23 protein-coding genes are annotated in these 23,685 nt (G+C 30.2%); 11 read left to right on the forward strand and 12 right to left on the reverse strand.

Features of this window, described 5'->3' with window-relative positions; translation table 11 throughout:
* Positions 1–143: 143 nt before the first annotated feature.
* The 12 genes from V6137_RS17325 to rpmH form a co-directional block, all read right to left on the reverse strand.
* Complete coding sequence (locus V6137_RS17325; RefSeq protein WP_425449227.1) at positions 144–932, reverse strand: LiaF domain-containing protein; 789 nt, start codon at positions 930–932, stop codon at positions 144–146.
* A 76-nt stretch (positions 933–1,008) separates the two neighbouring features.
* Positions 1,009–2,226, reverse strand: a complete 1,218-nt coding sequence (gene hydF, locus V6137_RS17330) for a [FeFe] hydrogenase H-cluster maturation GTPase HydF (RefSeq protein ID WP_425449228.1) — start codon at positions 2,224–2,226, stop codon at positions 1,009–1,011.
* Between the two features lie 100 nt (positions 2,227–2,326).
* Entirely contained in the window at positions 2,327–3,679 is a 1,353-nt protein-coding gene (gene hydE / locus V6137_RS17335) for a [FeFe] hydrogenase H-cluster radical SAM maturase HydE (RefSeq protein WP_425449229.1), read from the reverse strand.
* Between the two features lie 162 nt (positions 3,680–3,841).
* Entirely contained in the window at positions 3,842–4,642 is an 801-nt protein-coding gene (noc, locus tag V6137_RS17340; protein ID WP_425449230.1) for a nucleoid occlusion protein, read from the reverse strand.
* 134 nt (positions 4,643–4,776) lie between these two features.
* Positions 4,777–5,493 (reverse strand): 16S rRNA (guanine(527)-N(7))-methyltransferase RsmG, encoded by a 717-nt coding sequence (gene rsmG / locus V6137_RS17345; protein WP_425449231.1) that lies wholly within the window; start codon positions 5,491–5,493, stop codon positions 4,777–4,779.
* Positions 5,490–7,385 carry a tRNA uridine-5-carboxymethylaminomethyl(34) synthesis enzyme MnmG gene (gene mnmG, locus V6137_RS17350; RefSeq protein WP_425449232.1) on the reverse strand — a complete coding sequence of 632 codons (1,896 nt, stop codon included), beginning with the start codon at positions 7,383–7,385 and terminating at the stop codon, positions 5,490–5,492. Before mnmG ends, rsmG begins: the two co-directional genes overlap by 4 nt.
* A 24-nt stretch (positions 7,386–7,409) precedes the next feature.
* The gene (mnmE, locus tag V6137_RS17355; protein ID WP_425449233.1) at positions 7,410–8,792 is read right to left on the reverse strand and encodes a tRNA uridine-5-carboxymethylaminomethyl(34) synthesis GTPase MnmE; all 1,383 of its coding nucleotides are present in this window, start codon (positions 8,790–8,792) and stop codon (positions 7,410–7,412) included.
* Between the two features lie 95 nt (positions 8,793–8,887).
* The gene (gene jag / locus V6137_RS17360) at positions 8,888–9,535 is read right to left on the reverse strand and encodes an RNA-binding cell elongation regulator Jag/EloR (protein ID WP_425449234.1); all 648 of its coding nucleotides are present in this window, start codon (positions 9,533–9,535) and stop codon (positions 8,888–8,890) included.
* Positions 9,536–10,333 carry a YidC/Oxa1 family membrane protein insertase gene (locus V6137_RS17365; RefSeq protein WP_425449235.1) on the reverse strand — a complete coding sequence of 266 codons (798 nt, stop codon included), beginning with the start codon at positions 10,331–10,333 and terminating at the stop codon, positions 9,536–9,538.
* A 15-nt stretch (positions 10,334–10,348) separates the two neighbouring features.
* Positions 10,349–10,561 carry a membrane protein insertion efficiency factor YidD gene (gene yidD / locus V6137_RS17370; RefSeq protein WP_425449236.1) on the reverse strand — a complete coding sequence of 71 codons (213 nt, stop codon included), beginning with the start codon at positions 10,559–10,561 and terminating at the stop codon, positions 10,349–10,351.
* A gap of 6 nt (positions 10,562–10,567) precedes the next feature.
* Positions 10,568–10,909, reverse strand: coding sequence for a ribonuclease P protein component (rnpA, locus tag V6137_RS17375; RefSeq protein WP_425449237.1), 342 nt, complete (start codon positions 10,907–10,909; stop codon positions 10,568–10,570).
* 54 nt (positions 10,910–10,963) lie between these two features.
* Positions 10,964–11,101, reverse strand: coding sequence for a 50S ribosomal protein L34 (rpmH, locus tag V6137_RS17380; protein WP_425449238.1), 138 nt, complete (start codon positions 11,099–11,101; stop codon positions 10,964–10,966).
* Between the two features lie 581 nt (positions 11,102–11,682).
* On the opposite strand from rpmH, the gene dnaA reads away from it, so the two are divergent.
* The 11 genes from dnaA to V6137_RS17435 all read left to right on the forward strand — a co-directional run bounded on the left by dnaA (position 11,683) and on the right by V6137_RS17435 (position 23,211).
* The gene (dnaA, locus tag V6137_RS17385; protein WP_425449239.1) at positions 11,683–13,026 is read left to right on the forward strand and encodes a chromosomal replication initiator protein DnaA; all 1,344 of its coding nucleotides are present in this window, start codon (positions 11,683–11,685) and stop codon (positions 13,024–13,026) included.
* A 234-nt stretch (positions 13,027–13,260) separates the two neighbouring features.
* Positions 13,261–14,367 carry a DNA polymerase III subunit beta gene (dnaN, locus tag V6137_RS17390; protein WP_425449240.1) on the forward strand — a complete coding sequence of 369 codons (1,107 nt, stop codon included), beginning with the start codon at positions 13,261–13,263 and terminating at the stop codon, positions 14,365–14,367.
* Between the two features lie 90 nt (positions 14,368–14,457).
* Positions 14,458–14,667, forward strand: coding sequence for an RNA-binding S4 domain-containing protein (locus tag V6137_RS17395; RefSeq protein WP_425449241.1), 210 nt, complete (start codon positions 14,458–14,460; stop codon positions 14,665–14,667).
* A gap of 69 nt (positions 14,668–14,736) precedes the next feature.
* Positions 14,737–15,855, forward strand: a complete 1,119-nt coding sequence (recF, locus tag V6137_RS17400; RefSeq protein ID WP_425449242.1) for a DNA replication/repair protein RecF — start codon at positions 14,737–14,739, stop codon at positions 15,853–15,855.
* A gap of 1 nt (position 15,856) precedes the next feature.
* A complete protein-coding gene (gene remB / locus V6137_RS17405) occupies positions 15,857–16,159 on the forward strand; it encodes an extracellular matrix regulator RemB (protein WP_425449243.1) in 303 nt (100 codons plus the stop codon).
* A 42-nt stretch (positions 16,160–16,201) separates the two neighbouring features.
* A complete protein-coding gene (gyrB, locus tag V6137_RS17410; RefSeq protein WP_425449244.1) occupies positions 16,202–18,112 on the forward strand; it encodes a DNA topoisomerase (ATP-hydrolyzing) subunit B in 1,911 nt (636 codons plus the stop codon).
* Positions 18,113–18,129: 17 nt separating this feature from the next.
* Entirely contained in the window at positions 18,130–20,559 is a 2,430-nt protein-coding gene (gene gyrA / locus V6137_RS17415) for a DNA gyrase subunit A (protein ID WP_425449245.1), read from the forward strand.
* A gap of 159 nt (positions 20,560–20,718) precedes the next feature.
* Positions 20,719–21,618, forward strand: coding sequence for a putative beta-lysine N-acetyltransferase (ablB, locus tag V6137_RS17420; protein ID WP_425449246.1), 900 nt, complete (start codon positions 20,719–20,721; stop codon positions 21,616–21,618).
* Between the two features lie 99 nt (positions 21,619–21,717).
* Positions 21,718–22,029 carry an STAS domain-containing protein gene (locus V6137_RS17425; protein WP_425449247.1) on the forward strand — a complete coding sequence of 104 codons (312 nt, stop codon included), beginning with the start codon at positions 21,718–21,720 and terminating at the stop codon, positions 22,027–22,029.
* 4 nt (positions 22,030–22,033) lie between these two features.
* On the forward strand, positions 22,034–22,432 hold the full coding sequence (locus V6137_RS17430) for an ATP-binding protein (RefSeq protein WP_425449248.1): 399 nt from the start codon (positions 22,034–22,036) through the stop codon (positions 22,430–22,432).
* Positions 22,429–23,211, forward strand: a complete 783-nt coding sequence (locus V6137_RS17435; RefSeq protein ID WP_425449249.1) for a SigB/SigF/SigG family RNA polymerase sigma factor — start codon at positions 22,429–22,431, stop codon at positions 23,209–23,211. Before V6137_RS17430 ends, V6137_RS17435 begins: the two co-directional genes overlap by 4 nt.
* The last annotated feature ends 474 nt before the right edge of the window (positions 23,212–23,685 follow it).

A 23,685-nucleotide genomic window follows, 5' to 3' on the forward strand; every position in this document is an offset into this window, starting at 1 on the left:
ATGCTCAAGGTTATTCACCGCATTTTTGCTAATTTATCAAAGGTTTTATGAAAATATTACATAAAAAAAGAGCTCTGTGTGTAAGAACACACAAAACTCTTTATTTCTTCTTAACTTAATGACATTGGCCCAAGGGGCCTCTATTATTTATTAAAATTATTATTTCTAGGTCTAAGGGTAACCTCTATTCCACCAAAGGATATATCACAATTTATTATAACGGTCTTATTGCTATCAGTAATATGCTCTTCATTTATTTGTCCCTTAATTCCCCCTGCATCCCTTGATAAAAATTCATATCCTCCAAATAAATATTGTCCTTTAAAGATCACATTTATATCATCGGGGATAATTATATCAATTCCCCCCATTGTAATATTAAAGTTCAAATATGTTTCCCCATCACTTATTTCCGCAGTAGTTAAATCTAAATCAAGTCCTCCCATAAATGTACTATAGGATTTATCTGTTAGCACCCAATTAATGCCCCCTACTCTAGCACTACTAAATGCCACTGTATCTTCGTCTGTTTTATCATGCTTTTTAGATTTATAACTAGAATCATATTCTCTTCTATGATTCTCATTACTTCTATAGCTTCTACTTCCGAAAATAAACTTTATTCCAACTAATATTAGTACTGATGGCCATATGTAGTTCCATATATATGAAATATTTATATTAAATATCTCATAACTATCCTCTAACATACTTCCTCCTCCAAATAGAAGTAATAGTCCAAAGATAATAGAACCAATACCACCTGCTCTAACAAGGGTTTTAATTCCCCAAAATATAAGTATTATTGCAATACCTAATGTAATTAAATCATCAAAATCAAATCTATAAACACCTAAATTGTCTAGAAGAAATAAAACACCAATTAGTATAATAATAGTGCCTAATAAAACCTTCCTTGTTGAACCCTTCATATTTTTTATCCCCCTTTTTTTAGTATATTATATCACATGTTCTAAATTCATACTAAAACCTCACCATCTATGAAGGTTAATCATTCCATATTCTTTTAGCTTCAGGGAACAGTTCAAGGGCTCTATCTAAAACATTAAACTTAAAACCTAAAAATACTCCGTAATTAACTATTGGAATATTATTATTTTTTGCCTTATTTATTCTACTTATCATTTGCTTTCTATTTATCATACATCCTCCACAATGTACTATCATTTTGTACATAGATAAGTCCTCTGGTATAGTTGTACCTGAACTCCATTTGAAGTTTAACTTTTTATTTGATAATTCTTCTAAAAATTTAGGGATTTTATCCCGTCCTATATCCCCTTTCTGTCTATGATGGGTACAGGATTCACTTATTAAAATAGTATCATTATTTTTTAAACTCTTTATAGCCTTTGCACCCTTTACCAGTTCCACTAAATCACCTTTATATCTGGCATATAATATAGAATAACTAGTTAGATATATATCCTTAGGTACTATGTCCCTTATTTTCCCAAAGGCTTGGGAGTCTGTAACTACTATTTTTATTTTATCTCTAAACATATTTATTGTCTCTTTAAGTTCTGTGTCTTGAACAACTATATTTATTCCATTATAATCAAGAACATCTCTTATGGTTTGAACCTGGGGAAGTATTAGCCTCCCCTTAGGTGCTGCTTCATCTATTGGAGTAACATGTACTATTACATCCCATCTATTAACTAAGTCCCCTATTATAGATGGCTCTTCATAATCTATATCCTTCGAGTATTTAGCTATTTTTTCCTTAAGATTCTCTATTCCCTCTTTGGTTTTAGCACTTACCGAAATAAAATTAAGTCCCAGTTCAGCTTCATAATACTTACTATCATTCTCTTTTAAATCTATTTTATTTAATACCCCTATAACAGGTATTCCTTTTGCCTTTATTGTTTTTAATATTTTTTTTTCTGAATCTACATTTTTATCGGTTGCATCAACCACCATTATAGCTAAGTCAGTTTTTTCTAAAACCCCTATGGTCTTTTTTATTCTTAATTTTCCCAGTTCCCCTGTATCATCAATTCCTGCCGTATCTATAACCACTACTGGCCCTAAGGGTAATATTTCCATAGATTTATACACAGGGTCTGTTGTTGTACCCTTAGTTTCACTTACAAGGGCTATTTCTTGATTAGTCATACTATTTATAAGACTTGACTTCCCAGCATTCCTCTTTCCAAACAATCCTATATGAAGCCTATTGGCTCTAGGGGTTTCATTCATAATAATCACCTCTTATTTCTATTTTTCACCCTTTTTCTATATTATATCGGGGAATGAACTCCCCTCTACATAATCATAATTGTCAATTCTCAATTCTCAACTATATTAAGCTATCTTCTATATCATATCCCATATCTTTTATATAGTCATAATTAAGATATTTAGGCATTTTCCTTCCAGCATCTCTGGTTGATTCTATGGCAAAGGACAAGTCAACCATATTCTTATTTGAATATATTTCATAGTTTTCCCTTAGATTAGGTGGAGTACTTATAAGCATTATTGTATTGGCTCCTGCCTTTAGGGCTAATGTCTGTCCCTCTGGATGTAATGATGCTATGGCCGTTGTTGCAGGCAAAAATACATGTTGACAAACTATCCTTGTTATTGCTACTACCTTTAAAGTCATTTCTAACTCTCCACTCTTTTCCCTTTCATAGGGTGTTCCCTTTGCTGGCAAAAATGGCCCAAATCCTATCATATGAATTCCAAAGTCTCTTTGGAATAATATGTCCTGGGCAATATTTTCTAAGGTTTGACCGGGAAGACCTATCATGCCACCAGATCCTACCCTTATACCAGCTTCTTTTATAAGTCTATGATGCTTTACCCTTTCATCATATTTATCATCTGGATGTATTCTTTCAAATAATTCCTTATTGGCAGTTTCAATTTTTAAAAGATAATTATCTACCCCTTCTTTACTAAATAATTTATATTCTTTATGGTCCCTTTCCCCTATACTAAGGGTTATACCCATTCTATATTTTTCTTTTATCTTTCTTACTATTGATAATATTTTTTCAGTTGTATAATAAAGGTCCTCTCCAGATTGAAGTATAACTGTTTTTATCCCTATTTTATATAACTCATCCACTTTTTTTAAGATAGCTTTTTCTTCCATTCTATATCTACTGGTAGTATTACTTTTTCTAACACCACAATAATTACAATCTTTTTTACAATAGTTAGAAAATTCTATGGCGGCCCTTAACTCTATTCTATCTCCCACACATTCTTTTCTTACTATATCTGCCGTCTTAATTAATGAATTATATTCCTTGTCTTTGGCTTTTAAAAGATATACAATATCTTCTTTGCTTAGATCAACTCCTGCTTCAATTTTTTTTATTATATCAATAAACTTTTGTGATAAATTGTCATTATAAATTTCTTTTAAATTGTATTTATACTTTTTACTAAAGGGATATATACCCTCTGTTTTTATTTTATTATAACGAACTATATTTTTTATATCTTGTAGATCTCTTTTATCAAATTTTATTGCAGTGGTACATACTCCTCCAAATCCTTTAGGTGTAGGTATTAAATCATTATCAATATCCTTTTTATCTAATATATCCTTACAAAATAACATTTGAGACTTTGAAGTACATACTAAAATGTAAGGGTCATTTATATTATTTTTTATAAACTTATTTATTATAGACATGTTTTCCCCTTTCTAAAATATATAATTATTTTATCTCAGTTAACGTTTTCCTTATTTATATATACCACTACCATTATAACAATAACTATATATATTTAAATACTTTATTTTTTATAAATTAAATCTTTCCTACTAAAAAAGGAAGGCTAGAACAATTTTGTCCTAGCCTTCCTTTTTAGGTATCTTAACTAATACCTCTATAAAGTCACCCTTATCTTTTTGTTCAAATTCAGCATTTACTCCACTTTCTTTAATAGCATTATATGCATTTTTTAACGTGTTTAAATAAATTTTAAAGTTAATCCTACTTTTAATACTTTGTTTATGTTCAGTTTCTTCTGGCTTAGTTAACTCTTCTAATGTATCTTTAATAAGGTTTTCTGTTTTTTTAACAGTCAAATCATTTTTAATAACCTTATTTAATATATCTAACTGAAGTTCCTCGTCGGGTAGTTTTAATAATGCTCTACCATGTCTTTCCGATAAATTATTTTCAAGTAGTAATTTTTTTACTTCATTAGGTAGCCTTAGTATCCTAAGTTTATTAGCTATGGTAGATTGATTTTTTCCTACCTTTTGAGCCAATTCCTGTTGAGTGAAACCATGATCATTAATAAGGTTATAATATCCTTCCGATTCCTCAATAAAATTTAAATCTTCCCTCTGTAAATTCTCTATAAGTGCCATAACAGCAGAGTCCTGGTCTCTTAGATTGACTATAATAGCTGGAACCTCTTTTAATTTAGCTAACTTAGATGCTCTAAGTCTTCTTTCTCCTGCAACTAACTCAAAACTATCCTGTCCTATATTTCTAACACTTAGTGGCTGTATTATTCCATAAGACTTAATTGATTCCGCCAGTTCCTCTAAAGACCTTTTACTAAAGGTCTTTCTAGGTTGATAAGGATTAGGTTTTATATTGTCAACATTTATATATTTAATATCCTCACTTATATTACTCATCTACATCAATCCTCTCCCCATTAGCTTGTCCCCTTTATCTATTTATATTAATTCTCTAAAAAAGGGTTCCTTCCTGCTAATTAAAGTAAATTTTTTAAACTTTCGTATTACAAAAACTGTTAAAAATATCACTTTTACAACGGATTTTTTTTAGGTTTTCCTGGTTTTCTAGGATATTTTGTCGGAGTTTTTTCTATTTTCTTTATTATTAGTAATTTATGTACTATATCACTAAAAGGAAGATTAACATCTATTTTGTCTTCTAATTTACCACCTAAAGTTGTAATAGCCTTCTTACTAGCTTCTATCTCATCTTCAAGGGCCGGTCCCTTCATTGCTATGAAATATCCCCCCACTTTAACAAAGGGAAGACAATATTCACATAATATATTAAGGGATGCAACAGCTCTAGACACAGCTATATCAAAATTTTCCCTATAGTCTTTATCTTTTCCATAGTCTTCAGCTCTTCCATGTATTGTTCTTATATTATCTAATTGTAAAGTTTCTATAACCTCATCTAAAAAGGTTAATCTTTTCTTTAAGCTATCTAATAGGGTAATATCCAATGTATCATTTATTATTTTCATTGGAATCCCTGGAAAACCTCCTCCAGTTCCAATATCTATTATCCTAATATTATCTTCTATTTTATTCGTTTTAAAAACAGTAAGACTATCTAAAAAATGTTTAATATCAATCTCTCTATCATCATCAATGGCTGTTATATTAATTTTTTTATTCCAACTTTTAAGCAAGGTTTTATAAGACTTAAATTTATCTATTTTTCTATCATTTACATTAATATCAATTTCATTAAACCCCTTTATTAGGGTATCTATATTAGTCATTTTTTTTCACCCCTAGCTTTAAGTCTTCTTTGTTGTTCTAAATATATTAATAATACATTTATATCAGCTGGGGATACCCCAGATATTCTCGATGCTTGACCTACGGAATCTGGTTTTATTTCATTTAACTTTTGCCTTGCCTCTAATCTAAGGCCTTCAATCTTTCCATAATTAAAATCCCTAGAAAGCTTCTTTCCTTCAAGTTTTTTAAATTGTTTTATTTGTTTAAGTTGCTTTTCTATATATCCTTTATATTTTATTTGTATTTCAACCTGCATCCTAATTTCTTTATTAAGCTTCGGTCTATCACTATCCAGTTCCTTTAAATTTTCATAGCTAAGTTCTGGTCTTTTTATTAAGTCATATAGACTTAGAGGTTTTTTAAGTTTAGCACTTTTTAACCCTTCCAAAAAATCATTAACTTCGTTGGTTGGAGTTACTTTAAGTTCTTTAAGTCTAGCTATTTCCTTTTCTATAGCTTCCTTTTTTTGTTTCATTTTGTTATATCTCTCTTCCGTTGCAAGACCAACCCTATACCCTATTTCTGTAAGCCTTAAATCAGCATTATCTTGTCTTAATGTTAATCTATATTCTGCTCTTGATGTCATCATTCTATAGGGTTCATTAGTTCCCTTAGTTACTAAATCATCTATTAAAACACCTATATATGCTTGGGATCTATCAAGTATTAAAGGTTCCTCTCCCTTTAACTTAAGTACAGCATTTATACCTGCCATTAATCCTTGACAAGCGGCCTCTTCATATCCTGAAGTTCCATTTATTTGTCCTGCGAAAAATAGATTTTTAATATCTTTATATTCTAAGCTCCTTGACATCTTAGTTGGGTCTATACAGTCATATTCTATAGCATAAGCAGTCCTCATCATTTTTACATTTTCAAGTCCAGGAACAGTTTTAAGCATTTTTATTTGTATTTCCTCAGGAAGGGTAGTTGACATTCCTTGAACATACATTTCCTTTGTGTCTAGCCCCTCTGGTTCAATAAATATTTGGTGTCTATTTTTATCTGCAAATCTTACAACCTTATCCTCTATGGATGGACAATATCTTGGTCCAACACTTTCCATTTCTCCCCTATACATGGGAGATCTCTCTAGGTTTTCGGATATTATCTTGTGGGTTTCTAAGTTTGTATATGTTAAATAGCAAGGTTCTTGGTCCTTTTCTATATTATTATTTAAGAATGAAAATGGAACTATTTCATCATCCCCTGGCTGTATTTCCATTTTTTTAAAATCTACACTATCCCTATGAATCCTTGCAGGGGTCCCAGTTTTAAATCTTCTCATCTCTATACCATATCCCTTTAACGATTCTGATAATCTATTAGCGGGAAATAATCCATTTGGTCCACCTTCATAATTAACTTCCCCTATAAATATTCTTCCTTTTAAATATGTTCCTGTGGCCATTATTATTACATGGGCATCATATCTTGCTCCGGTCCTTGTTATAACTCCTTCTACTTTTCCATTATTGACTATAAGTTTAGTTACTTCTCCCTGTATTAAATCTAAATTTTCTTGATCTTCTATTACCTTTTTCATTCCAGTTTGATATTTTTGCTTGTCAGCTTGAGCTCTTAAGGAATGTACAGCTGGCCCCTTTGATGTATTTAACATCCTACTTTGTATAAAATGCCTATCTATATTTTTCCCCATTTCTCCACCTAGGGCATCTATTTCCCTAACTAAATGACCCTTACCAGTTCCACCTATTGCCGGATTACATGGCATTAAAGCTATGGCATCTAAACTGGTTGTTAATACAAGGGTTTTTTTTCCCATTCTTGCAGTTGCTAAACAAGCTTCGCATCCAGCATGGCCTGCACCTACAACTATCACATCATATTTTCCTCCATAGTATTCCATAAAGGATTCCTCCCTTAGTTATAATTATTTTCCGATACAAAAGTCTTTAAATATCTTTTCTATAATATCTTCTCCCACTGTATCTCCTGTTATCTCACCTAAGTTCTCCCAACAATTCTTAATATCTACTTCAAATAAATCTATTGGAAGTCCAGCTTTTATAGCTTCTATTGCATCTTCAATATCTTTCTTTGCCTTAAGTAATTGATTTCTATGTCTAACATTATTTACTATAATATTATCATTTATCTTAACCTCACCGGTAAAAAACATATCCTTTAATGTATCTTCTAGTATGTCTACTCCATCGCCCTTTATAACAGATGTATTTATTATCTTTTTATCTGGAATATGTTTTGATATATCTTTTTTATCTATTTTATTATCTAAATCAGTTTTATTAAGAAGTATAATAGATTTCTTATTCTCAATTAACTTTATTATCTCTAAGTCCTCATCTGATAATTCTCTAGATGCATCAAAAACAGTTATAGTTAAATCAGACATATTGATAAGTTCCTTTGCCCTATCTACCCCGATCTTTTCAACAACATCATTGGTTTCCCTTATACCAGCGGTATCTATTATCTTTAGAGGTATACCTTTTATGTTTATATATTCCTCTATTACATCCCTTGTTGTTCCTGGGACATCGGTAACTATAGCCCTATTTTCCCTTAATAATGCATTCATAAGGGATGATTTCCCAACATTTGGTTTTCCTAATATAACTGTCTTAAGACCTTCTTTTAAAATTCTACCTGTATAAACTGTATCTAATAACCCATCTATTTCTTGATAAACTTCCTTACCACCATCCATAAGTTTTCTATATGTGGAGTCCTCTACATCATGTTCGGGAAAGTCTATAGAAGCCTCTATTTGAGCCAACATTGATAATAATTTCTCCCTTAAATCCTTAACTTTTTTTGACAGACTTCCTTCCAGTTGATTTAATGAAACATCAAAACCACTATCTGTTTTTGCACTAATTAGATCCATAACAGCTTCTGCCTGGGCTAAATCTATTCTTCCATTTAAAAAAGCCCTCTTTGTAAACTCACCTGCTTCTGCCATTCTTGCTCCATTTTCAAGAACCAATTCTAATATTCTTCGTACCGGTACTATTCCACCATGACAATTTATTTCAACTACATCTTCCTTAGTATATGTATTTGGTCCCTTCATATATACAATAAGCACTTCATCTATTATCTTCTTATCCTTTGGATTTATTATATGGCCATACACTAGTTTTCTTTCCTCTTCCTTCGTTAAACTACTTATTCTTTCACTTTTAAAGATTTTATCAGATATATCTAATGCCCTATCACCGCTTATCCTAACTATCCCTATACCTGCTTCTCCAGGGGCAGTGGCTATTGCTGCAATTGTATCAAAATCCATTTAAATCACTCCATTATTTTCACTTATCTATTTTTTAAGACTATACTACTTATTATACCAAAAAAAACGATATACATAACATAAACCCAGTATAATTACTGGGTTTTATTGAAACTTCTCTTTAATTCAATAACAACTTTTCTATAGGGCTCTTCACCTTCGCTATGGGTTTCTATGGCTCTATCTTTTTGAAGAGTTGAATGTATTATCCTTCTTTCATAAGGATTCATAGGTTCAAGTTTTATTTTTCGTTTTGTAGATTTAGCTTTAGCAGCCATTTTTTTTGCAAGTCTTATTAAAGTTTGTTCCCTTTTTTGTCTATAGTTTTCAGCATCTAGTACAATTCTAATATATTTCTCTCTATCCCTATTTACCGCTAAACTTGTTAAGTACTGAATAGAATCTAATGTATTACCCCTTTTTCCAATAATTATTCCCATATCTGAGCTATCTACACCTTGTAAATCAATGTTTAAAGTATTTTTCTTTCTAGTTATATCTATGTCAGCTTCAACACCTATTTTACTCAATACTTTTTTTAAAAATTCATTGGAAATATCAACGGGATCATTAGTTACATCTACTTTAACTTTAGCATCTTTAGCCCCTATAAGTCCTAAAAAACCTTTACTAGGTTCAGTAATAACCTCTATTGTGGTATCTTCCCTTCTAGCATCTAACTCTTCTAATGCCTCTTTTATTGCCCCCTCAACAGTCTTTGATACTTTCACTACAGACTTCATTTAATTTGACTCCTCCTTAATCTTACCAATAGATCTATTTGTCAAGTATTGTTGTGCTATTGTAAATATATTTCCTACTACCCAATAAATAACAAGTCCTACTGGCATTGATAATCCGAAGAAAAAAATCATAATTGGCATAATTTTAGTCATAGTATTTTGGGAAGCTTGTGCTGGATTATCAGAATTTCCAGTTGGGGTATTTAAAGCCATCATCTTACTCTGAACATAAGTTAACAATGCCGCTAATATAGCCATTATAGGTAAAGCTTGACCTATAAAAGGTATATTAATTCCTATATTTAAACCATTTATAACTCCTTCGGCAATTTCATTGGTTTTATCGCCTATAGCATTTGCAGCATAACCAATGTCCTTTATCCAAAGAAAAGCCTTATTTGTTATGGTTTCATAAACTGATACATATTTCTCTGGGTTCCTAAGTACCCTAAAAAATCCAATAAGTATGGGAAACTGTATTAATAGTGGTAAACATGAACCAAAGGGATTTACATTATGCTCTTTGTATAATTCCATGGTCTTCACATTTAATGTTTGCGGGTCTTTTTTATATTTTTCTTGAAGTTCTTTTATTTTGGGCTGTATCTTTTGCATTTCTTTCATTGATTTAGTTTGTTTTAAATTTAATGGTAATATTATTAACTTAAACAATACGGTTGTTATTATAACCGCCATTGCATAGGCCGATAAGCCCCCAAAATCAAGTCCCATTCCATCTACCAATTTATAAACCAAATTAAGCAAAGCTCCCAAAGGTTTTGCAAAAATGTCTATCATTTACTAACCCCCTTGCTATTTTAACGGATCATATCCTCCAGGGTTAAAGGGATTACATCTTAGTATCCTTTTAATTCCCATCAGTCCACCTTTTATTATTCCATATTTAGACACAGCACTAATAAAATATTGTGAACAACTGGGATAAAACCTACATGTTCTTCTTCCCTTCATTGGAGAAATAAATTTTTGATATAATTTAATTAAGATTATTACTAATTTTTTCACAATTATTCACCTTTTCATCAATAACCCAGATATTTTACCCAAGTGTATAAGGGCACTTTCTATTTGCTTATAAGTGGCATCCTTAGCTCTAACCCTAGATAAATAAATTATATCATATCCTTGTTTTATTCTATCATCATTATTTCTATAGCTCTCTTTTATTCTTCTTTTCACCTTATTTCTGACAACCGCTTTTCCAATCTTTTTTGATACCGAAAAGCCAACCCTATTAAAACCATAATTATTTTTTTTAAAAAACATAACTAAGTATTTATTGGCAAATGACTTTCTGTTGTTATATACATTTCTAAAATCATTATTACTTCTAAGTTTTCGCTTTTTATCCATATATATTCCCCTTAAAAAGTCTTAAATTGAATAAAAAGGCCACATTATGCGGCCTTATGCTGATAGTTTTTTTCTGCCTTTTTTTCTACGTCTTTTTAATATATTTCTTCCTGACTTAGTTTTCATTCTTTTTCTAAATCCATGTTCCTTTTTTCTTTGTCTTTTTTTAGGCTGATATGTTCTTTTACTCATTCTGAAACACCCCCTTCAACTGTACCATATATATCGAAATAACATCGACTTTATTATCTCCAAAAAGTAGACACTACTATTGATTATATTCATATGTATAAGCTATGTCAAGGACTTATATAGAAAACAGTAATGTTAATAATATTTTCAACAACCTGTTATATCTGTGGATATGTTGTTAATAATGTTGATAAATATCAATATTTTTGGTATTATTAAGTCTACATGTGGATTATTTATCAACATTATCACCATTTATGCACAACCTGTGGATAAATCTGTGTATAAGTTTTATTTTTTGTTAACTTTTTTTATAATCTATTGAAAAATAGCCACTTCTTTTCCACATATTGTTTATACTTAAGTTGTTAATACTTTTGATAACTCAATAATATTATATTAAAAATATTATTAACAAACATTTTATCCACATTTTTTATATTGTCCTTGTGAAAAAAATAATATACATTTATTATAACGGATATCTTATTTTTTGTGGATAAGTCTGTGTATAAAATATTTTAAAAAGTTTATTTTTATAAATATTTGACTATAATTTAAAATAGATGGGAGGTTAAAAAATGAATCTAAACCTGGACGAAGTTTGGCAAAACTCACTAAATCTTATAAAGTCAGAGCTTACCGAAGTTAGTTTCAACACTTGGTTAAAAACAATAGAGCCAGTCTCTATAAAAAATAATATTATTTATTTAGCTGCTCCAAATGAATTTACCAAAGGTATTTTAGAGGCTAGATATTTAACCCTTATAAAGAATGCTATTAAGCAAATAACTAATAATGACTTTGATATAAACTTTACTATACCTGGGGAAGAAGTTTCTAACAAAGTTGGACAACCAGCAAAGGAAAATAATCAAGCCCCAGAAAATACAATATCAAGATCTCAACTTAATCCCAAATATACATTTGATACTTTTGTTATTGGTAATAGTAATAGATTCGCCCATGCAGCATCCTTAGCAGTAGCCGAAGCTCCTGCCAAAGCATATAATCCTCTATTCATTTATGGAGGTGTTGGTCTTGGGAAAACCCACTTAATGCATGCTATAGGTCACTATATATTAAATCAAAATCCCAATGCCAATGTAGTATATGTTTCTTCTGAGAAGTTTACAAATCAACTAATAAACTCCATTAGAGACGACCGTAACGTTGAATTTAGAAATAGATACCGTAATGTAGATGTTCTTCTTATAGATGATATACAGTTTATAGCTGGAAAGGAAAGAACACAAGAAGAGTTTTTCCATACCTTTAATGCATTACATGAAGCTAATAAACAAATTATAATATCAAGTGATAGACCACCTAAAGAAATACCAACTCTAGAAGATAGATTGAGATCTAGATTTGAATGGGGACTTATAGCCGATATACAACCACCAGATTTGGAAACAAGAATAGCAATTTTAAGAAAAAAAGCAAATGTAGAAAATATAGATATTCCAAACGATGTGACATTACACATTGCTACTAAAATTCAATCCAATATAAGGGAGTTGGAAGGTGCACTTATAAGAATAGTTGCCTATTCTTCCCTTACTAATAAAGATATAACAGTAGATTTAGCTACGGAGGCATTAAAGGACATAATATCCAACAATAAACCAAAGGAAGTAACAGCAAAACTAATAAAAGAAGTAGTATCAAATAATTTAAATGTTAAATTAGAAGATTTAGTATCTAAGAAAAGGACCCGCTCTATAGCTTATCCTAGACAAATAGCAATGTATATTTGTAGAGAACTAACTGACTTATCATTACCAAAAATAGGAGATGAATTTGGAGGTAGGGATCATACAACGGTTATACATGCCTATGAAAAAGTATCTACAAATATAAAAAAGGATCCGGAATTTAAAGAAAAAGTAGAAAATTTAATCAAAGAAATAAAAGGAGAATGATAAACATCATCTGTTAATAACTTGTGAATTATTTGTTACTAAATAATCCAATAATTTATTAGCTGTTAATATGTGTATAACTTACCCCCATTTATAAACATGTTATTAACATGCTTTATCCATTATCAATTCAAGTCTTTAATTAGTTATCCACATATCAACAGGCCCTATTACTATTACTACTAAGTTAAGTTATAAATATTACAAATTTTATCTAAGGGAGGTTATCCACAATTGAAAATAAAAATAGATCAAAAACAATTATCTAAATGCATAGGTATTGTGCAAAAAGCTATCTCAACTAAAACAACATTACCTATTTTAGAAGGTATATTGATAGAAACTATAGATAATAGATTGAAAATAACGGCAACAGATCTAGAGTTAGGTATAGAATCATATATTGACTGTGAGGTAATAGAAGAAGGATCCTTTGTAGTAACAGCTAAAATATTTGGAGACATTATAAGAAAACTTCCAAATGAAACTGTGGATATAGAAGTAAAGGAAAACTATAATATAGAAATTAACTGTGGACATTCTAAGTTTAATTTGATAGGTCAACCCTCAGAGGAATATCCTCAGTTACCTAAAATATCCGATGAAGTATCATTTGATATACCCCAGGATTTGTTAAAAATAATGATAAAGCAAACTATATTTGCAACAGCTCAAGATGAAACTAGACCTATTTTGACTGGAGCACTTTTAGAAATATCAAATAATAGTGCAACCTTAGTTGCGTTAGATGGTTATAGATTAGCAGTAAAGAAAGTCTCTATTAACTGTAATGAAGATATAAAGGTTGTTATACCTGGAAAGTCATTAAATGAGTTAAGTAAAATACTAGAAGATGATGAAAATGACATTAATATCAAATTTACAAAGGGGCATATAATATTTAATTTAGGAGATACTGTTATATCATCAAGACTTTTAGAAGGTCAATTTTTAAATTATAAAGATATAATAAGAAATGAATATAATTCTAAAGTAGTAGTAAATACAAATGATATAAAACAAAGTATAGAGAGAGCCTCTTTGTTGGTTAAAGAAGGTAAAAATAATCTTATAAAATTCAGTGTATCAGATGATAAGATGTTAATAACCTCTAATTCTGAAATCGGTAATGTTCATGAAGAAGTTCCTATAAAATTAGAGGGAAATGATGTGGAAATAGCCTTTAACTCAAAATATATCCTAGATGGAATAAGGGTTATAGATAGTAAAGAGATAATTATGAATTTTGTAAGTGATATAAATCCTTGTATAATAAACCCTACAGAAGACAATAAATATACCTACTTGATACTACCAGTAAGACTACCAGGAAGTAACTAAGACACCTAAGATTTACTAGGTGTCTTTAATTCTTATATAATTTGTTATAATAATATATTGATAAATAGGTAATTAAAAAGGAGTGATATTTTGAAGGAAATAAATATAGACACTGAATACATTAAACTTGATCAATTTATTAAATACATTGGAATAGCTCAAACCGGAGGCCATAGTAAAATGCTGATAAAAAATGGACAAATAAAAGTTAATAATGAAATATGTTTTCAAAGAGGTAAGAAGATAAAAAAAGGGGATATGATAGAGATTTTAGACGATGAAACCTTTATTGTAAAGTAATAATATGCTATTTCATATAAAAATGTTATAATAGGAAAAGCGATGAAATTTAAATAAGGAGTGCGTTATGTGTACGTAGATAGCATAAAGCTGATAAATTACAGAAATTATAAAGGTTTAAAAGTAAAGTTAAATCCAAATTTAAATTTATTTTTAGGAGACAATGCTCAAGGCAAAACTAATTTATTGGAGGCAATATATATATGCTCCATGGGAAAATCTTATAGAACAGGTAGAGATAAGGATTTAATTGATATAAAAAAAGATAAGGCATATGTTGGGGTTTATGTAAACAAAAAGGATATAGATAAGAGAATAGAAATTAAACTAGAACGGGATAAACCTAAAAGAGCTAGAATAAATAAAATTGAAATTGATAAAATATCAGAATTGTACGGTCAGTTAAATGTTGTTATATTTTCTCCTGAGGATTTAAAATTAATAAAAGAAGGACCAAGCCAAAGAAGAAACTTTTTAAATGATGAAATTTCACAAATAAGGCCAAATTACAGATATAATCTTTCAAAATATAATAAAATAATAAATCAAAGAAATAACCTTTTAAAAATGGCCCAATATGACAAAAATAAAATAGAGACAATAGATGTTTTTGATATGCAACTAGTTGATATAGCAGCAAAAATATTGACAAGTAGAATTGACTTTTTAAAAAAGCTATCAAAAATATCTAAAATAATTCATAAAAGTATAACAGCAGGGATAGAAAAAATTGATTTAGAATATGTTTCATCCTTTCAGTTAAATTGTTATGAAGAGGAAAAAATAAAAAATTCATATTATAATGTTTTAAAGAAAAACTTAAATGCCGATATAGAAAAAGGAAGGACTGAATTTGGGCCCCATAGAGACGACATTAAGATAGATGTAAATAACATAGACATAAGAACCTTTGGTTCTCAAGGTCAGCAAAGAACCGCTGCTTTATCTTTAAAACTGGCTGAAGTTGAACTTATAAAAGAAGAAATGGGAGAATATCCAGTTTTACTTTTAGATGACGTGTTATCAGAACTAGATCATACTAGACGTAAATATTTAATAAAAACATTTAAAGATATACAAACAATAATTACATCAACTGATAACATAGAGTTAGAAGAAATATCAAAAAAAAGTAAGAGTGTTTTTTATATAAAAAGAGGAAATATTTCTCTTTTAAAGGAGGAATAAAATGTTTTTGCATTTAGGAAAAGATGTAGTTATACCTATAAAGGATATAATAGCAATAATAGATGCCAAGACTGCAATGGAATCTGATGATACCTTAAGTTTTATAAAGATAGCTGAAGAAGAAGGTTTTATAAAGGTAATATCCGAAAAAGGAATTAAATCCTATATAATTACAGAAAAAACACAAAAAGATAAAACTAATGGTGGAGAAATAAGAACTAGTGTAATATATGGTACTAATATATCTTCAAGCACATTATATAAAAGAACTAACTTTATAGATAGTATGATTAAATGTCAATAATAAAATACAAATAAAAAAGCTAAATAGATTGGAGGACATTAGATGGCTGAAAATGAACAAAATAGAAGTTATGGTGTTGAGCAAATACAGGTTTTAGAAGGCTTAGAACCTGTAAGAAAAAGGCCTGGAATGTATATAGGAAGTACTGGACCAAGGGGTTTACATCACTTAGTTCAAGAAATAGTGGATAATAGTATAGATGAAGCCTTAGCTGGTGTATGTGACACAATAGAAGTAATAATAAATGAAGACAACTCAGTTACAGTAACAGACAATGGAAGTGGTATTCCCGTGGAAACCCATCCTAAAACAGGAAAATCAACTGTTGAAACTGTACTCACAGTTCTTCATGCTGGAGGTAAGTTTGATAATAATGCATATAAAGTATCTGGAGGTCTCCATGGAGTAGGGATTTCAGTGGTAAATGCCCTTTCTCAGTGGCTTGAGGCTACGGTTAAAAGAAATGGCAAAATATATAAACAAAGGTACGAAAGAGGAGTAGCTAAAACAAATTTAGATATAGTTGGGGATTCAAAGGAAACAGGAACAAACATAACCTTTAAGCCCGATGATACTATATTTGAAGATACGGATTTTAAATATGAAACATTATCCCATAGACTAAAGGAATTGGCATTTCTAAATAAAGGTATAAAGATAATAATAGAGGATAAAAGACAAAATAAAAAAGAAACATATCACTATGAAGGTGGTATAAAAACCTTTGTTGAACATATAAACAAAAATAAAACCTCAATACACAAGAATATATTATATTATGAAGGGGAAAAGGATGATTGTATGGTTGAACTTGCCCTTCAATATACAGATGCCTATAGTGAAAATATATTTACATTTACTAACAATATAAACACCCATAGTGGTGGAACCCATTTAAGTGGATTTAAAAGTGCATTGACAAGGGTAGTGAATGATTATGCAAGAAGAAATAATATATTAAAGGAAAAGGACTCAAACCTTTCGGGAGAAGATATAAGGGAAGGGGTTACTGCTGTATTATCAATAAAAATACCAGATCCCCAATTTGAAGGACAAACTAAAGCTAAATTAGGTAATAGTGAAGTTAGAGGTGTAGTTGAGAGTTTGGTTTCTGAGGCTATAGATGCTTTCTTAGAAGAAAATCCAAGGGATTCTAAGTCAATAATAGATAAGGCATTAAAATCAGCTAGAGCTAGAGAAGCTGCAAGAAAGGCAAGGGAGTTAACAAGAAGAAAGAGTGTACTTGAGAACTCAGCTCTTCCTGGGAAATTAGCCGATTGTTCTGAGAAAGATCCTTCAAAATCCGAAATATATATAGTTGAGGGAGATTCTGCCGGAGGTTCAGCAAAGCAGGGTAGGGATAGAAATACTCAAGCTATTTTACCATTAAAAGGTAAGATAATGAATGTAGAAAAAGCAAGATTAGATAAGATACTTAACTTTGCTGAAATAAAGGCCATGATAACAGCCTTTGGTTGTGGTATTGGAGATGAATTTGATATAGAGAAACTTAGATACGATAAAATAGTTATAATGACCGATGCCGATGTGGACGGTGCCCACATCAGAACCCTTTTATTAACATTTTTCTTTAGATATATGAGGCCCCTTGTTGATAATGGTCATATTTATATAGCTCAGCCTCCTTTATATAAAGTTAAGAAGGGTAGGAAAGAGTTATATGCATATACAGATAGAGAACTTCAACGAATATTAAATGAAATAGGAAAACAGGGAACATCACTACAAAGATACAAAGGTCTTGGTGAGATGAATCCAGAACAGCTTTGGGAAACCACAATGGACCCTGAAAGTAGAATGATGTTACAGGTATCATCAGAGGATGCGGTTGCAGCCGATGAAATATTCACTACTCTTATGGGAGACAAGGTTAAACCTAGAAGAGAATTTATAGAAAATAATGCCCAATATGTTAAGAATCTTGATATATAGAGGGAAGGAGGATACCAATGAATAACGATGAATCTCAAGTTATACCAGTTAATATAGAAGAGGAAATGAAAAAATCCTATTTAGATTATGCCATGAGTGTAATAGTAAGTAGAGCTTTACCAGATGTAAAAGACGGATTAAAGCCAGTACATAGACGTATACTTTATGCTATGAGTGGTTTAAATTTGACTCCAGACAAACCCCATAGAAAATCTGCCCGTATAGTAGGGGACGTTTTAGGTAAGTATCACCCCCATGGCGATAGTGCAGTATATGATGCAATGGTTAGACTTGCTCAAAATTTTTCAACAAGATATCCCCTTGTGGATGGTCATGGTAACTTTGGTTCCATAGATGGTGATAGCGCAGCAGCTATGCGTTATACAGAGGCAAGAATGAACAAGATAACAACGGAAATGCTTACTGATATAAACAAAAATACTGTGGATTATAGACCAAACTTTGATGAAACAATGGAAGAGCCTGTGGCTTTACCAAGTAGATTTCCTAATCTTTTAGTAAATGGAACCTCAGGGATAGCCGTTGGTATGGCAACATCAATCCCTCCTCATAATCTAGGGGAAGTTATAGATGGAACAATAGCTATGATAGATAATCCAGAGGTAACGGTAGAAGATATAATGGAACATATAAAGGGACCTGACTTTCCAACCGGTGCTATGATAATGGGTAAAAATGCTATTAAAACTGCATATAAAACTGGACGGGGTAAGATAAGGGTTAGAGCAAAAACTACTATAGAACAAATGACAAAAAACAAAAATAGAATAGTAGTAAATGAGATACCATACCAAGTAAATAAGGCTAGATTAATAGAAAAAATAGCTAAGTTAGTAAGGGATAAAAAGGTGGAAGGAATATCTGACCTTAGGGATGAATCCGATAGAAATGGTATGAGAATAGTAATTGAACTTAAAAGGGATGCAAATCCTAATGTTGTATTAAACAATCTATATAAACATACTCAACTTCAAGACACATTTAGTATGATAATGATTGCTTTAGTAGATGGGCAACCTAAATTATTGAATTTAAGACAAATAATAAGACATTATTTAAACCATCAGAAAGATGTTATAGTAAGAAGAACTCAATATGACTTAGATAAGGCAGAGGCTAGAGCCCATATACTTGAAGGTCTAAAAATAGCATTAGACAATATAGACCAAGTAATAAGCTTGATTAGATCATCTAAAACTGCAAATGATGCAAAAGAAGGTTTAATGAATAAATTTGGTTTAAGTGAAAAGCAAGCCCAAGCAATTTTGGATATGAGACTTCAAAAACTAACAGGTTTAGAGAGGGATAAAATCCAAGAAGAGTATGAAGGTTTAATAAAAGAAATTAATAGGTATAAAGAGATACTAGCCAGTGAAGAATTAATATATAACATAATAAAAGAAGAGCTACTGGTAATAAAAGAAAAATACAATGATGAAAGAAGAACAGAGATAAGACATTCAGCAGAAGAAATAAATATAGCAGATATGATAGAGGAAGAAAATGTTGCTATTACGTTAACTAGGTTTGGCTATGTAAAGAGACTTCCTGAAAGCACCTATAAAATTCAACGTAGGGGAGGAAAGGGAATATCTGCTTTAACCACAAGGGAAGAGGACTTTGTTGAACATTTATTTATCACATCTACCCATGATAACTTAATGTTCTTTACAAATGAAGGTAGGGTTTATACCCTTAAGGCTTATGAAATACCAGAGGCTAGAAGACAGGCTAAGGGTACGGCTATAGTTAATTTATTAATGTTAAACCCAAATGAAAAAATAACGGCAGTAATACCTATTAGAGATTTTAATGAAAGTGATTACCTTGTATTTACAACTCAAAATGGTATAATAAAGAAAACTACCCTTGATAGCTTCTCAAATATAAGAAAAAATGGACTACTGGCAATAAAACTTAAAGATAATGATGAACTTATAGATGTAAAAAGAACCAATGGAGAAAAGGATATTATAGTAGTAACATCTAAAGGAATGTCCATAAGATTTAATGAAGATGATGTAAGGGATATGGGTAGAACAGCGATGGGAGTTAAAGCTATAAAGCTTAACAAAGATGATAAAGTAGTTGCAATGGATTTGGTTGAAGATGATAAGGATTTATTGGTTATAAGTGAAAATGGTCAAGGAAAAAGAACATCATTAAAAGAGTATAGAACTCAAACTAGAGGTGGAAAAGGTATAAAAACCTATAGTGTACAAGACAGAACGGGAGATCTTGTGGGAGCTAAAGTTATTGACGAAAAAGATGAAATAATGATACTAAGTTTTTCTGGAATAGTTATTAGATTAAAAGTTTCAGGTATATCAAAAATGGGTAGGTATACTCAAGGAGTGCAATTAATGAGAATAGAAAAGGATAATAGAGTAGTTTCAATAGCCAAGGTAATACCTGAAGAAGATTAATATGTAATAAACATATGTATGTTTAATAAGTATAATATATGACCTATAAAAAGGGACTTAAATCTAAGTCTCTTTTTAATTTCATTAACAAATACGCTCGATGTAATTAACGGAATATTTAGTAAATTGAACAAAAATAATAAGGAGGTTTTTTATTTAGTGGAAATTATTGACTTAACTTTAAATAAGGATAATAAAGCTACGATACATGGGAGTGTTTATAGTCTTCAGTATGAAATTAAAGAAGAAGACTACTATTTAAAACTTATAATAGATTATTATAATAAAAGACTTAAAATACTTAATTATGGGGGAAAAAATTATAGGGGAATGGCAAAACGGATAGACTATATAGCTAAAGAAAATAATTTCGACAAGGTATTTATAAAGGCTACATCAAAGGATTGGGAAGAGTTTATGTCCTATGGGTATATATTAGAAGGTATATTTAAATATTACTATAATGGAGATCATGGTTACTGCTTATCTAAATTTTACAGTAGTAAAAGAAGAGATAGTGATACTATAGAGAAGGAAAATGAAATAATAGAGACAATTAATGATTATAAACCAAAGGACATTGATATAAAATTAGAAGAGGAGTATAGTGTATCAATTGCAAATAGAGAGGATATACAGAATATAACAAAACTATATGATTCAGTTTTTAAGACTTATCCTATTCCCCTTAATAATGGAGACTATGTAAACACATTAATGGAGAATGATGTAATATTTATATATATCAAACACAAAGATAAAATAGTTAGTTGTGCATCTGCTGATATAGACTATCTACACAAAAATGCTGAAATGACCGATTGCGCAACGAATCCTAAATATAGAAAAAAGGGACTTATGAGTGTGATTATTGATAAGTTAGAAGAAGAAATGAGAAAAAGAGATATAAACTCGTTATATTCCATAGCTAGGGCAGTGTCCTTTGGAATGAATAAGGTATTTAAAAAACATGGCTACTCATATACAGGGAGACTTATTAATAACTGTAATATATGTGGAAACTTTGAAGATATGAATCTGTGGGTAAAGAAATTATAAATGAAATTAACAGGTTTACATTAATTTTTAAATATTATAAGATATAGAAAAGAGATAAAATATATTATAAAATAATGATTAAAAAAAGGAGGCAGTATTATGGCTTTACAAATATTAAAAGAAGAGAACAATGATGTGATCATAATAAAGCCAGTTGGGGAAGTAGATATTTATACGTCACCGGATTTAAAAGAAACATTAACAGAAATCATTAATCAAAGTAATGTTAATATGGTTATAGATGGGGAAAAGTTAGAATATATAGACAGTACTGGTTTAGGAGTATTAATAGGCGCCCTAAAGAAAATAAAAGAAAAGGAAAGAAATATAACTATAACTAATATAAAACCTAACATTAAAAAGTTATTTGACATAACTGGATTAAATAAAGTTTTTGTGGTTAAGGAGTGAAATGATGACAGATAATCAAGAGATTTTAGATACAATAAAGATTAATGTCCCCAACAAACCAGAATACGTTAGTGTTGTAAGGTTAACCACTTCAGCTATAGCTAACAAAATAGGATTCAATATAGAAGAGATTGATGATATAAAAGTAGCCATAGCAGAGGCTTGTACCAAAGCTATAAATAATGGAATAAAGAATAAAAATATAAATATTGAATTTGAAATACATAGCAATGCCATGACAATAATAACGGAATATGAAAAAGATAAAAATATAGAAAGTAGCAAAGAAGCCGAGTTAGGACTATTTATTATACAATCTCTTATGGATAAAGTGGAACTTGTTGATGCCAATGATATTTATAAAATAAAAATGATAAAAGAAATAGAGGATGTTGTGAAATGACAAATGCCTTTGATTTAAAAGATAGTAAATTAGAGGATATAGAAACTAAAGAACTTTTTAAATATTACAGTGAAAGTAAAGATAAAAAGATAAGAGATGAACTTATAAGTAGGCATCTATATATAGCTGAAATACTATCTAAAAAATATGCCAATAGGGGTATAGACTACGATGATATATACCAAATAGCTTGTGTGGGACTTATCTATGCTGTGGATAGATACGATCTTGAAAAAGGTTATGAGTTTTCAAGTTTTGCTACCCCTACAATAATTGGTGAGATCAAAAAGTATTTTAGAGATAAGGGTTGGACAATAAGGGTACCTAGGAGGATACAAGAGCTTTCTAAGAAAATAAATAATGCCAAAGTTACATTAAGTCAAAAGCTACAAAAATCTCCTAGTGTAGAAGACATAGCCGAATATCTAAAGTGTACAAGTGAAGAAGTTTTAGAGGCTATGGAAGCAAGTAAAGTTTATACACCTAAATCCTTAGATCTATCATTTGATTCAAGTGGGGATGATAAAGATATAAGCCTATCTCAACTTGTAGGGGAAGATGATGAATACTTTAGCAAGATAGAGAACAAGGATTTTCTTCTTAGAGCAATTGAAAAATTAGAAGATAGAGAGAAAAAGATATTGAAAGATAGATACTTTAAAAAGAAAACCCAAGTGGATATAGCAGATGAAATGGGAATATCTCAAATGACTGTCTCAAGAATGGAAAAGAAAATAATAGAGAAATTCAGGGTAGAACTTAGGAAAATGTACGATTAAAAATAAAGAATAAATAATAGAGAATAAAGAATAGATAAAATGAAAAGTGGCCAAAGGCCACTTTGTTTTTTATTTCTTGGAGAATAGTTTAGTTAATAGTTAATAGATGATAGTCAAAAACATTGTAGCTCCGAATTCATTCGGAGGTTACGTTTAACTATTAACATAACTTTCCTATTGCTTAAAGTATAAAAATATGTTAAAGTATTACTTGTCGTTACGAAGCAAAACATAAATTTTCAACAAAAAACACAAATTATTTCAATAAAAATTAAAAAAGTTGTTGACAAATTAAGTTGAATTTGATATAGTATTAAGAGTCGAAGGGAAACATTTTCGACAAAAAGTTTGGTCTTTGAAAATTAAACAGTGCAAGTCAAGCACATCCCAGATATTAATTTGAGATGAAAAACATTTAACACCAGCGTCACATTGAGTGACAGGTAATAAAACTTTTAATTTGAGAGTTTGATC

This window comes from Dethiothermospora halolimnae, assembly GCF_037577855.1.
Lineage (GTDB): Bacteria > Bacillota > Clostridia > Tissierellales > VENL01 > Dethiothermospora > Dethiothermospora halolimnae.

Coding starts and splice junctions, on each gene's coding strand:
- V6137_RS17325 (WP_425449227.1), bottom strand. CDS start 932: ATGAAGGGTTCAACAAGGAAGGTTTTATTAGGCACTATTATTATACTA.
- hydF (WP_425449228.1), bottom strand. CDS start 2,226: ATGAATGAAACCCCTAGAGCCAATAGGCTTCATATAGGATTGTTTGGA.
- hydE (WP_425449229.1), bottom strand. CDS start 3,679: ATGTCTATAATAAATAAGTTTATAAAAAATAATATAAATGACCCTTAC.
- noc (WP_425449230.1), bottom strand. CDS start 4,642: ATGAGTAATATAAGTGAGGATATTAAATATATAAATGTTGACAATATA.
- rsmG (WP_425449231.1), bottom strand. CDS start 5,493: ATGACTAATATAGATACCCTAATAAAGGGGTTTAATGAAATTGATATT.
- mnmG (WP_425449232.1), bottom strand. CDS start 7,385: ATGGAATACTATGGAGGAAAATATGATGTGATAGTTGTAGGTGCAGGC.
- mnmE (WP_425449233.1), bottom strand. CDS start 8,792: ATGGATTTTGATACAATTGCAGCAATAGCCACTGCCCCTGGAGAAGCA.
- jag (WP_425449234.1), bottom strand. CDS start 9,535: ATGAAGTCTGTAGTGAAAGTATCAAAGACTGTTGAGGGGGCAATAAAA.
- V6137_RS17365 (WP_425449235.1), bottom strand. CDS start 10,333: ATGATAGACATTTTTGCAAAACCTTTGGGAGCTTTGCTTAATTTGGTT.
- rnpA (WP_425449237.1), bottom strand. CDS start 10,909: ATGGATAAAAAGCGAAAACTTAGAAGTAATAATGATTTTAGAAATGTA.
- rpmH (WP_425449238.1), bottom strand. CDS start 11,101: ATGAGTAAAAGAACATATCAGCCTAAAAAAAGACAAAGAAAAAAGGAA.
- dnaA (WP_425449239.1), top strand. CDS start 11,683: ATGAATCTAAACCTGGACGAAGTTTGGCAAAACTCACTAAATCTTATA.
- remB (WP_425449243.1), top strand. CDS start 15,857: ATGTTTTTGCATTTAGGAAAAGATGTAGTTATACCTATAAAGGATATA.
- gyrB (WP_425449244.1), top strand. CDS start 16,202: ATGGCTGAAAATGAACAAAATAGAAGTTATGGTGTTGAGCAAATACAG.
- gyrA (WP_425449245.1), top strand. CDS start 18,130: ATGAATAACGATGAATCTCAAGTTATACCAGTTAATATAGAAGAGGAA.
- V6137_RS17425 (WP_425449247.1), top strand. CDS start 21,718: ATGGCTTTACAAATATTAAAAGAAGAGAACAATGATGTGATCATAATA.
- V6137_RS17430 (WP_425449248.1), top strand. CDS start 22,034: ATGACAGATAATCAAGAGATTTTAGATACAATAAAGATTAATGTCCCC.
- V6137_RS17435 (WP_425449249.1), top strand. CDS start 22,429: ATGACAAATGCCTTTGATTTAAAAGATAGTAAATTAGAGGATATAGAA.